An 11,866-nucleotide genomic window follows, 5' to 3' on the forward strand; every position below is an offset into this window, starting at 1 on the left:
CGGGTGTGCGTGCGGGTCTGGGTGGGATCTCGTCCCGTCTCCGGCCAGCCATCGACAAGCCTGGAGACAACTGGTCAAGGGTACGTGACCAGCGGGTAGAGAATCAAACCGCTCAGTCGTTACTGGGCGGACCAGCGGGTCGCGCAGCAGCACGCCTGCGCTGCCTCCCCGCCGGTGGGGCGACGGCTACGTGCTCTTCCTCGTCGTCGTCGTCGTCGTCACCATCGTCGTCGGAGTCGTCCTCGTCGGAGTCGTCGTCCTCGTCCGAATCCTCGTCGTCGTCATCATCATCATCATCGTCAAGCTCGTCGATGTCGTCGTCGTCATCGTCATCGTCATCGTCATCGTCGAGGTCGATGTCGTCGTCCGAATCCTCGGAGTCGTCCGAGTCGTCATCAGCGTCGTCGTCGCTGTAGTCGTCGTCCGCATCTTCGGTCGCGATGGCAGCAGCATCGGCGTCGAGTTCGGCCACGTCCTCCGCGGCGATGGCGGTGTCGTCACCGTCCTCGTCATCGTCGTGCTTGCCGTTGGCCGCAGCCATCGCCTTGAACATCGGGTGATCACCCGGCGAGTGCGCCGGCACCTTGGCGACCTGCACGTCCTGCTCCGGCTGCTCCGTCCGGCCCCCACGCTTGCCGCGCTTGCCGCGCCGCCCACTTCCGGCGCTGTTGCCCCCGGATTCGGACTTGCGGCCGTTGGGAGCCGCCGCAGTGTCAACCGGGTCGCCGTGCAGCACGATGCCACGACCCGCGCAATGCGTGCAGGTGGTCGAGAACGCCTCGATCAGGCCTGTACCCAGGCGTTTCCTGGTCAGCTGGACCAGCCCGAGCGACGTCACCTCCGACACTTGGTGTCGGGTGCGGTCGCGGGCCAGCGCCTCGGTCAGCCGGCGCAGCACCAGGTCCCGGTTGGACTCCAGCACCATATCGATGAAGTCGATGACAATGATGCCGCCGATGTCGCGCAGCCGCAGCTGGCGCACGGTCTCCTCGGCAGCTTCGAGATTGTTGCGGGTGACCGTCTGTTCGAGGTTGCCGCCCGAACCGGTGAACTTGCCGGTGTTGACGTCGACGACCGTCATCGCCTCGGTGCGGTCGATGACCAGCGTGCCGCCCGACGGCAGGTACACCTTGCGGTCCATCGCCTTGGTGAGTTGCTCGTCGATGCGGTGGACGGCGAAGACGTCGGGACCGTCGGGGCTGGCAGGCTCGTACTGCTTCATGCGCGGAAGCAGTTCCGGCGCCACCGCGGTCACGTAGTCGTGGATCGTCTTCCACGCGTCGTCGCCCGACACGATCAGACCCGAGAAGTCTTCGTTGAACAGGTCGCGGATCACCTTGACCAGCACGTCGGGCTCTTCGTACAGCGCGACGGCGGCACCGGCCTTCTTCGCGATGATGTCGGCTGCCTTGGCTTCGATCTCGGTCCAGCGGGACTGCAGCCGCTCCACATCGGTGCGGATGTCGTCTTCCTTCACCCCTTCCGATGCGGTCCGGATGATCACGCCCGCATCGGACGGGACAACCTCGCGCAGGATTTCCTTGAGACGCTGGCGCTCGGTGTCGGGTAGCTTGCGGCTGATGCCGGTCGACGACGCACCCGGCACATAGACCAGGTAACGGCCGGCCAGCGACACCTGCGTGGTGAGGCGGGCGCCCTTGTGGCCGACGGGATCCTTGCTGACCTGCACGATGACGTACTGGCCGGGCTTGAGCGCCTGCTCGATCTTGCGCTGCGCACCGCCGAGGCCAGCGGCCTCCCAGTTGACCTCGCCGGCGTACAGCACGCCGTTGCGTCCGCGGCCGATGTCGACGAAGGCTGCCTCCATCGACGGCAGCACGTTCTGGACGATGCCGATGTAGATGTTGCCGACCAGGCTGGCCGACGCGGCAGATGTGACGAAGTGCTCGACGACGACGCCGTCTTCAAGAACCGCGATCTGCGTGTAGCGCGCACCCTCATGCGGCGGTTCGGTGCGGACCTTGTCGCGGACCACCATCGTCCGCTCGACGGCTTCGCGACGGGCCAGGAACTCGGCCTCGGACAGGATCGGCGGCCTGCGCCGTCCGGCGTCGCGGCCGTCCCTTCGACGCTGACGCTTGGCTTCCAGCCGGGTCGAACCGCTGATGCCCTGGATCTCGTCGTTCTTGTCGCCCTTGTCGCCCTTGCCGGACTTCCGGGGTTCGCGCTCGTGCACGACGGTGTTGGGCGGGTCGTCGGGCGAGCCGTTGCTGTCGCCGGACTCATCGGAGCCGGACTTGCGGCGCCTACGACGGCGACGCCTGCGGTTGTTCGCGTCGCCACCCGAGCCGTCGTCATCGCCGCCGTCGTCGTCGGGATCCTCCGCGGACTCGCCGGACTGAGACTGCTCGTTGTCGGTGTCGCCGTCGGTGTCGGAGTCACCGGACTCGTCGCCGTTCTGTTCACCGCGACCGCGGCCCCGGCCCCGGCGGCCACGCCTGCGACGTTTGGCCGCGGGCCGTCCCGACTGGTCGTCGTCGGAGTCGGAATCCGAGTCGTCGGCGTCGTCGGAGTCGTCGCTGTCGGAACTGTCGTCGTCGCTGTCGGCGACCCGGTCTTCAAAACGGACCGGCTGAGGCGCGACGAACAGCGGTAGGTATTCCGCCGGCTGCACGGTCGGCGGCGAACTCGGCGTTTCGAGGATCAGGCGGGATTCCGGCTCCTCCTCGGCGGGCGGTTGCTCAGCGGTTTCGACCGTTGCTGCCTCTGGGTCGGGCTGAGCCTGCGCCTCGACGGCGTCGGTGGCGATGTCAGCCGCCGGCTCGGGGGTGGCCTCGGGTTCTGGAGCGGCCAGGACCTCGCGGATGCGGTCGGCCTCCTCGCGCCCCACTGTGGAGTGGGCGCTGCGCGTCCGGCCGTCGAGCTCGATCAGGGCGTCGATGATCCGCCTGCTGGTCGTCCCGAGCACCCTGGCCAGCGAATGGACGCGAACCTTTTCGGGTGGCGGAGAGCCCTTTGCCTGCTCGGGGGCATCAGCTATGTGCTGAGGCTCTTCCCCGAGGTCGTGAGTTGGTGCTTGAAAGTGCTCATTGTCAGCCACGTATTCTCCTCAAGCCCCCGGGCGCGTCAGTTTGCTGACGCGGCCACGCGAGGGCTTCCGATTCTGTATCCGGGCTACCTACTCCCGGACTTTTTATGGTCTCGCTCCGAGTGATCCCGAAGGAACGGTCTCGGTGCCTGTCTGAATGATGGCCGGACGGTCTGCGCCGCACCGATGTAGCGGTGGTCGCGCTCGTCGAAGTCTTCATTCGGATGGCCGACCCGGGTTGTAAGGCCGGTCACCCGCGACCAGTATCCCACATCCCGGCGGGTGAACCGAGAAGGCTGGGTTAGCTCGGGCGAGACAGCGTCAGAGACCGGGGAACCAGAGGTCGATTTCGCGGGCGGCGGAGTCCGGCGAATCGGAACCGTGCACCAGGTTGAACTGGGTCTCCAGGCCCAGGTCACCACGGATGGTGCCGGGTGTGGCCTTCTCGACGGGATCGGTCCCGCCGGCCAACTGCCGGAACGCCGCAACGGCGCGCGGACCTTCGAGGATCGCCGCGACGACAGGCCCCGAAGTGATGAATTCGAGCAGCGACGGGAAGAACGGCTTGCCCTCGTGCTCGGCGTAGTGGGCACGGGCCAGCTCGTCACTGACGTTCTTCAGCTCCAGCGCTGCGACGGTGAGACCTTTGGCTTCGATTCGGCTGATGATCTCTCCGATGAGGCGGCGCTGCACACCGTCGGGCTTGATCAGGACGAGAGTTCGCTCAGTCACGCCAGGAATTCTAGTCGGACGACGATCGAGCGCCGACGGAGGAGGCGAACTCAGTCGTTGGTCTGCTGCTGCCCGGGCAGCAGGCCGCGTTTCTGCCGGCGAAGGACTTCGGCGCGCAGGTAGGCGATCAGTGCCCACACGATGAGGAACAACAGCCCGATGAAGCCGACGCCGGGATACACGAACCAGCCGGCGACGAGGACCAGCTGAACGCCGAGATTGGCCCAGATGGCCCAGGCGCGCCCTTGCACACCCGCCATCAGCACCAGCAGCACGGCGACGCCGACCACATACGCGATCGTCACGCCGGTCAGCCCTGGACCGACGGCGCCGACTACCGGCAGCGCCAGCAGCACGACGATGGCTTCCAGGATGAGGGTGCCCGCCATGACACCGCGGAAGCTCTTCCACGGATCTAGCGGGGGAACTCCGCCGGCCACATCTGGGTCGGGTGTGCCGGTCATGCGGGGTCCTTTCCGAACAGCGTCCGGGCCGCGCCCGCGGTGACCACCGAACCGGTGATGACGATCCCGGCGCCGCTCATTCCCGCGGCGTCGCCGTCGTTTCCGGAGTCCTCGACGACCGCTGTGGCCGTCTCGATGGCATCCGGCAGCGTCGATGCGGTGATGACCCGCTCAGGGCCGAAGATCTCCTCGGCCTTGACCGCCAACGCCGCAACCTCCAGCGCCCGGGGCGACCCGTTGTGGGTAACGACGATCTGATCGAGCACCGGTTCGAGTGCGGCGAGGATGCCGTCGACGTCCTTGTCGCCCATGACGGAGACGACGCCCACGAGGAACCGGAAGTCGAACTCGTCGCGCAGAGTCTCCGACAGCGCGGCCGCTCCGGCCGGGTTGTGCGCAGCATCGATGAAAACCGTTGGTGCACTGCGCAACCGCTCAAGTCGGCCGGGCGAGGTGACGGCCGCGAACCCGGCCCGGACGGCGTCGATGTCGAGCTGACGGTCTGCGCCGGCCCCGAAGAACGCTTCGACGGCCGCGAGCGCCAGAACGGCATTGTGGGCCTGATGTTCGCCGTGCAGCGGCAGGAAGATCTCCGAGTACAGCCCGCCGAGTCCCTGCAACTCCAGTAGCTGCCCGCCGATGGCCACCTGGCGGCCGAGCACGGCGAACTCCGAATCCTCCCGCGCGACAGCGGCATCGGAGCGGACTGCCTGGGCCAGCAGCACCTCCATTGCCTCGGGCACCTGGCGCCCCAGGACTGCGACGGTGTCGGTCGGAACGAGATCGTCGGCCTGCCTGGTGATGATTCCGGCCTTCTCACCGGCGATCTGGGCGATAGTGTCGCCGAGGTAGTCGACGTGATCGATCGAGATCGGCGTGATGACGGCAACCGGGGCGTTGACGACGTTCGTGGCGTCCCACCGCCCGCCGAGCCCGACCTCGACGACCGCGACGTCGACGGGCGCGTCGGCGAAGGCGGCGAACGCCATGGCGGTGACGACTTCGAATTTGCTCATCTTCGGACCACCGGCCGCCTGCGACTGCTGATCGACGAGTTCGACGAACGGCTCGATCTCCCGGTAGGTCTCGACGTACGTCGCGGGGCTGACCGGCTTGCCGTCGATGGAGATTCGTTCCACCGCGGACTGCAGATGCGGGCTGGTGGTGCGGCCCGTCCTGCGGTTGAACGCAGTCAGCAGCGCATCGATCATTCTCGCGACCGACGTCTTGCCGTTGGTACCGCCGATGTGGATCGACGGGTAGCCCTGCTGCGGCGAGCCGAGCATCTCCAGCAGCGCCGAGATCCGTGCCGTGCTCGGCTCGATCTTGGTTTCGGGCCAGCGCTGGTCGAGCAGATGCTCGACCTGCAGCAGCGAGGCGACCTCGTCGGGTGTCGGCTCGGTCATGAGAGGGCGGCCAGGCGCGCCGTGATCCGGTCCACTTCTTCACCCGCCAGCTGCTGACGTCCCCGGATCTTGTCGACGACATCGGCGGGCGCCTTGGCCAGGAACGCGTCATTGCCGAGTTTCGCCGACGTTCCGGCCAGTTCCTTCTGCGCGGCCGCGAGATCCTTCTCCAGCCTGCGGCGCTCGGCTTCCACGTCCACGGTGCCCGACGTGTCGAGTTCAACCGTGACGGTGCCGCCGGACAGGCGAACCTCCACCGAGGCCGACGGCGCGAAGCCTTCGGCGGGCGGCGTCAGCCACGCCAGCGCCGTGACCGCGGGAACGTGGGCGTCCAGGCCTGCCCCGCTGATCGCCGACAACCGGGCCGGCACCTTCTGGCGATCGGCCAGACCCTGGTCGCTGCGGAAGCGACGGACCTCGGTGATCAACTTCTGCATGTCCGCAACGCGTTGCGCCGCAGCCTGATCCACGTCGAATCCGCTCGGCGTCGGCCAGTCGGCGATGACCAGCGATTCTCCCCCGGTCAGCGTCTTCCACAGCACCTCGGTGACGAACGGCATGACCGGGTGCAGCAGCTTCAGCAGCGTGTCCAAGACCGCCGCGAGCACTGCCGTCGTATGCGAAACCCCTTCGCCGAGCTGCACTTTGGCAAGTTCCAGATACCAGTCACAGAACTCGTCCCAGGCGAAGTGATACAGCGCTTCGCATGCCCGGCTGAATTCGTAAGCGTCGAGCGTCGAATCCACCTCGGCGCGAACCTCTTCGAGCCTTCCCAAGATCCAGCGATCGGCGTCGGTGAGCTCTCCGAGCGCAGGCAGCGGTGCCGGGCTGGCTCCGTTGAGCAATGCGAAACGGGTCGCGTTGAACAGTTTGGTGGCGAAGTTCCTGGACGCGCGCGCGTGGTCCTCACCGATCGCGAGGTCACCGCCGGGGCTCGCGCCGCGGGCCAGCGTGAACCGCAGCGCGTCGGCACCGAACATCTCCACCCAGTCGAGCGGGTCGATGCCGTTGCCCTTCGACTTGCTCATCTTGCGGCCGTGCTCGTCGCGGATCAGCCCGTGCAGGAAGACGTTCTCGAACGGCACCTGCGGCCCGCGCGCCCCGTCCAGCGTGATCGTCTCGTCGCCCGAGACGAACGTGCCGAACATCACCATGCGGGCCACCCAGAAGAACAGGATGTCGTATCCGGTCACCAAAACGCTTGTCGGATAGAACTTCTCCAACTCAGGCGTACGGTCGGGCCAACCCATGGTGGAGAACGGCCACAGGGCTGAGGAGAACCACGTGTCCAACACGTCGGGGTCCTGTTCCCAGCCCTCCGGCGGCGTCTCGTCCGGCCCGACGCACACCTGCTCGCCATTGGGGCCGTGCCAGATCGGGATGCGGTGACCCCACCACAGTTGCCGCGAGATGGTCCAGTCGTGCATGTCGTCGACCCAGCCGAACCACCGCGGCTCGAGGCTCTTCGGGTGAATGGCGATGTCGCCGTTGCGAACAGCGTCGCCAGCGGCTTTGGCCAGCGATTCGACCTTGACCCACCATTGCAGGCTCAGCCGCGGTTCGATCGGCTCGCCGCTGCGCTCGGAATGCCCGACGCTGTGCAGATAGGGCCGCTTCTCGGCGACGATGCGGCCCTCGGCCGCCAGCGACTCGCGCACCGCGACCCGTGCTTCGAACCGGTCCATCCCGTCGAACCGGGTTCCGGTGTCGGCGATGCGGCCCTTGGTGTCGAGCATCGTGGGCATCGGCAGCTGGTGACGCAGACCGATCTCGAAGTCGTTGGGGTCGTGTGCGGGCGTGACTTTGACTGCGCCGGTACCGAATGCGGGATCGACGTGAGAGTCGGCGACCACGATGATGTCGTGGTCGAGAAAGGGATGCGGCAGTGTCTTGCCGACGAGGTCGCGGTAGCGGTCGTCGTCGGGGTGCACCGCGATCGCCGTGTCGCCAAGCATCGTCTCCAGCCGGGTGGTGGCCACGACGATGTGCGGTTCGCCGTCGTCCATCGATCCGTACCGGAACGACACCAGCTCGCCTTCGACGTCCTCGTACTTGACCTCGAGGTCGGATATCGCGGTCTCCAGCACCGGTGACCAGTTGACCAGGCGCTCGGCACGGTAGATCAGCCCCGCGTCGAAGAGACGCTTGAAGATCGTGCGCACCGCGCGCGACAGACCCTCGTCCATCGTGAAGCGGTCCCGGCTCCAGTCGACACCGTCACCGATACGCCGCATCTGTGCACCGATGGTGCCGCCGGACTCGCGCTTCCAGTCCCACACCTTGTCGATGAACATGTCGCGACCGAAGTCCTCTTTGGTCTTCCCGTCGGCGGCGAGCTGCTTTTCCACCACGCTCTGGGTGGCGATGCCCGCGTGGTCCATGCCCGGCAGCCACAGCACCTCGAAGCCCTGCATGCGTTTGCGCCGGGTCAGCGCGTCCATCAGCGTGTGGTCGAGCGCGTGCCCCATGTGCAGGCTGCCCGTCACATTGGGCGGCGGCAGCACGATCGAGTAGGGCGGCTTGTCGCTGCTGGGGTCAGCGCCGAAGTAGCCCGCCTTGACCCAGCCCTCATACAGATCGCTCTCTACCGCCCCCGGGTCCCAGGACTTGGGCAGGGCGTCGAGCTCTGGGACGCCGCGGGCGTCTCCGCTGGCATTGGGCTGGGAGGTCACCGAGCCATTCTAGGAAGCCGCCGCGAACTAGTTCGTGTCGCCCAAGAGGCCACCCGGAATGTCGCCGAGCGGACGCATCCGTCTACTTCAGCCGGGACACCTCAAGAGACACGTTGGCGGCCGGGAATCTGGCGAGCAGCGCGTCGCCGAGTGCGGCCGCCGGGGTGAGAATCCCCCGCAGGTCGGACAGCTTGTCTCGGTCCAACGCGAGGGCCAGTCCGCTCTCGCCGAGCAGCACGGAGGTCGCCTTGTATCCGGGGTCGCCCTGTTGGGACATCCTCGCGACGTACCGCGCACCCGTGGACGTCGTGGTGTAGGTCTCCACGGTGTAGTGGCCGCGCTCACGCGTGCGGGCGTCGGGGCCGGTTCCCGGCTTGGGCAGCACCTTCTCCAGAGCGCCACGGGGCACCCGGTTGATGTAGCGGGTTCCCAGCTCCATCGTCGCGACGTTGCCTGCGGTCGCCATGGCCGCGATGACGGGCGCCCCCACTGACCGGCCGAGGCTCATCTGCTCGCCGTATTCGAAGCGCCTGCCGTAGGCGTAGTCGAGCAGCGCGTTGCTGCGGCGCACGATCCTCGAGTTGGGGATCGCCATCGGGAACGCTCCGACCCAGTAGCCGTTGAGTTCGGGCGCGATATCGCGACCTCGCCTCCACCGTGCGTCGGGCTGGGCACCGAGTTCGGGTTCGGCGCCGCGATCCGGGCTCAGCGTGTACGGATCGTTGACGAGCTGCCGCCCTTCCGGATCTCCGGACGCCTCCCTGGCGAACTCGACCATCGAGGCAATGGTGCCGCCAGACGCGCCGCCGGCGAACGTCCGCACGACGAAGTTGGTGTCGCCGAGCTGCCCGGCCTCGTCCCGCTCGGCTTGCCGATACAGCGCGAATACCGTGAGATCGGAAGGGATGGAATCGAATCCGCACGCGTGCACGATGCGCGCGCCGGTGTCGACAGCCTGCTTGTGGTAGAGGTCGATGGCCTTGCGGACGAACAACGTCTCCCCGGTGAGGTCGGCGTAGTCGGTACCCGCGGCCGCACACGCCGCGACCAGTGGCAGACCGTATTTGAGGTACGGCCCCACCGTGGTGATGACGACTCGCGTGCTCGCCGCCATGGCGTTGAGTGTCGACGGCTGCGACGCGTCAGCAGAGATCAGCTGCCAGTCCTTCGCCCCGTCGCCGAGTGAGTCCCGCACCGCGAGGAGGCGGTCGGTGGAGCGCCCTGCGAGGGCGATCCGGGCTCCCGCTCCCGCCGACGCAAGATATTCCGCGGTCAGTTTCCCGACGAACCCGGTGGCGCCGTAGAGCACGATGTCGTACTCGCGGTCGTGGGCCTGGTCGCTTGCTCCGTTGCTTGCGCTCATGAGAGTGGACGCTACCCGAGCATCTCCGGCATCTCGGCGTCCTGGCCGAGCACGTGCGTTCCCAGGAAACCGAGTACGACCTGATACCAGATCTTGGAGTGCTGCGGGCTGAGCACCCAATGATTTTCCGACGGGAAATAAAGGAAGCGATGGACAGTGGTGCCTGCCTCAGGACCGGAGCCGGCGGCGGGCAGCGCCGAGCGGCTCAGCAGCTCATACCAGAGCCGCAACGCTTCGCCGATCGGCACGCGATAGTCCTTGTCCCCGTGGATGACCAGCATCGGCGTGCTGATCTGCGAGACGAACAGGTGCGGCGAGTTGGCGCTCGTCATCTCCGGGGTCATCTCCCTGGCCCACCAGTATCCGCCGTCGGTGGTCGCGCCGAACTGGTCCAGCGCCCACAGGCTGGCGTGAGTGACGATCGCCGAGAAGCGGTCGGTGTGGCCGGCGATCCAATTGGCCATGTATCCACCGAACGAGCCACCCATCGCGGCGGTGCGCGTCTCGTCGACGCGGGGATGGGCACACGCCGCATCGGTGGCCGCCATCAGGTCCGTGTAGGGCGCGAAACCCCATGCACCCCAGCCCCGCTGAATGAAGTCCTGACCGTATCCGGTGGACAGCGCCGGGTCAGGCAACAGCACTGCGTAGCCCTGCGCGACCATCAGCCAGGGGTTCCAGCGCCAGTGCCAGGCATTCCAGCTGGCCAGCGGTCCGCCGTGAATCCACAGCAGCAGCGGCGCCGGATCCTCACCGTGCGGGACGACCATCCACGATCGGATTCGGGTGCCATCACCGGCATTTGCGACGACTTCGGTCAGGATGCCGGGAAGTTCCGGCATCGCAACGCAATTGAGGACCTTCACCGAACCGTCGGGGTCGATGCGGACCGGGTGGGCAGGCGCCGCATACGAACTCCGCACCGCGTAGAGCACGCCGCCGGGCGCCACGCGCACATCGGTGTAGGTGAAATCGTCGGTGACGATGGGGTGCACCGACCCCGAGTCGGGGTCGACGCCGAAGATGGGTCCGCGGCCGTCGTCGTCGGCGGTCACGATCAGGGTTGAGCCGTCGGCCGTCCACGCGACCGACGTCGGCCACCGGTCCCAATCGCCTGTCAGCTCGCACGCCTCACCGCCGAAGTGTTTGATCCACAGCGTGATTCGAGGCGCCCGGGCTGGCGATGAGATGGTCTCCCGCAGGTAGGCCACCGCGTGGCCGTCGGGTGCGATCGCCGGAGAGCCGACATCGGCGGCGGGATCGTCGACGATGGTCGAACGCTCTGTGGTCGCCAGGTCGATGCGGACGAGCGTGGTGCGCAGGGCGGCGCCTGGTGCCGGGACGGTCCATGACGTGACGAGGAACGCGCCGTCTCTGCTGACATCGAATTGAGCATCCCGGAGCGCATCCGCGGGCGCCGGGGTGATGTCGCGGTGACCGTCGGTGCCAGTGACGAGCAGATGGGTCTGCGCGGGGCCGATGTCGTGGTCCCAGGACCGGACCGGGTAGCCGGTGTGCAGCACAGCCGACACCTTGTTGTCCTTGCGGGCCGTGCGCAGCTTGTCGTCCGCGGCGACGTCGGAAGCCGACGGCAGCATCGACGATGCCACCACTGTCGTCCCGCTGGCTGACCGCGCACCGTCGACGCCGCCGGGTAGGGCGCAGACCTCATAAGCCTCGCCTCCGGCGGAAGGGAGGCACCAGAGCGACTTCGGCGGCTTGTCGTCCTGCGCGGTCGGCCGCGCAGCCAGGAAGAGCAGATCGCCGTCATCGGTGAATACGGGTGACGACTCCCCCGTCACGCCGTGGGTGATGCGGCGCGCAGGTTCGTGTCCGGCTGGGTCGAGTTCCCACAGCGCGGAGACGAATTCGGTGCGCTTGTCGTCGAGGTTCGCGACCGTCGTCACGATGCGCGATCCGTCGCGGGACACCGCCACGCCGGAAACCCTGGGTAAAGCCAGGAAGGCGTCGAGATCGTGAAACGGCGTGCGCGGTTCCGGTTCTGGAGTCATACGGATTTCGTAACACACTGCCCAACATGACTTCACGCGGAATTAACGCGCCTTGACAGGTGGGACACATTCTCACAGTTAGCGTCAAGCCTCGTACACCATCAGTACCTCGAGAACACTACGAATAAACCTGGTGTTCGCGGGAAGCCAAGCAATCGACCCGGCGGA

At 67.1% G+C, this 11,866-nt stretch carries 7 protein-coding genes; all 7 read right to left on the reverse strand.

The window, feature by feature from the left end:
• Nucleotides 1-112 precede the first annotated feature (112 nt).
• Nucleotides 113-3,001 carry an Rne/Rng family ribonuclease gene (locus tag P9A17_RS24185; protein WP_278041453.1) on the reverse strand — a complete coding sequence of 963 codons (2,889 nt, stop codon included), beginning with the start codon at nucleotides 2,999-3,001 and terminating at the stop codon, nucleotides 113-115.
• Nucleotides 3,002-3,370: 369 nt separating this feature from the next.
• Nucleotides 3,371-3,781 (reverse strand): nucleoside-diphosphate kinase, encoded by a 411-nt coding sequence (gene ndk / locus P9A17_RS24190; protein ID WP_278041283.1) that lies wholly within the window; start codon nucleotides 3,779-3,781, stop codon nucleotides 3,371-3,373.
• A 50-nt stretch (nucleotides 3,782-3,831) separates the two neighbouring features.
• Nucleotides 3,832-4,245, reverse strand: a complete 414-nt coding sequence (locus P9A17_RS24195) for a DUF4233 domain-containing protein (protein ID WP_278041284.1) — start codon at nucleotides 4,243-4,245, stop codon at nucleotides 3,832-3,834.
• The gene (locus P9A17_RS24200) at nucleotides 4,242-5,651 is read right to left on the reverse strand and encodes a folylpolyglutamate synthase/dihydrofolate synthase family protein (RefSeq protein WP_278041285.1); all 1,410 of its coding nucleotides are present in this window, start codon (nucleotides 5,649-5,651) and stop codon (nucleotides 4,242-4,244) included. Before P9A17_RS24200 ends, P9A17_RS24195 begins: the two co-directional genes overlap by 4 nt.
• Nucleotides 5,648-8,323 (reverse strand): valine--tRNA ligase, encoded by a 2,676-nt coding sequence (locus P9A17_RS24205; protein WP_278041286.1) that lies wholly within the window; start codon nucleotides 8,321-8,323, stop codon nucleotides 5,648-5,650. Before P9A17_RS24205 ends, P9A17_RS24200 begins: the two co-directional genes overlap by 4 nt.
• A gap of 82 nt (nucleotides 8,324-8,405) precedes the next feature.
• Nucleotides 8,406-9,686, reverse strand: coding sequence for a saccharopine dehydrogenase NADP-binding domain-containing protein (locus tag P9A17_RS24210; RefSeq protein WP_278041287.1), 1,281 nt, complete (start codon nucleotides 9,684-9,686; stop codon nucleotides 8,406-8,408).
• Nucleotides 9,687-9,697: 11 nt separating this feature from the next.
• Entirely contained in the window at nucleotides 9,698-11,698 is a 2,001-nt protein-coding gene (locus P9A17_RS24215; RefSeq protein ID WP_278041288.1) for a prolyl oligopeptidase family serine peptidase, read from the reverse strand.
• Between the last annotated feature and the right edge of the window lie 168 nt (nucleotides 11,699-11,866).

It is taken from the genome of Mycobacterium sp. 236(2023) (assembly GCF_029623955.1).
GTDB lineage: Bacteria > Actinomycetota > Actinomycetes > Mycobacteriales > Mycobacteriaceae > Mycobacterium.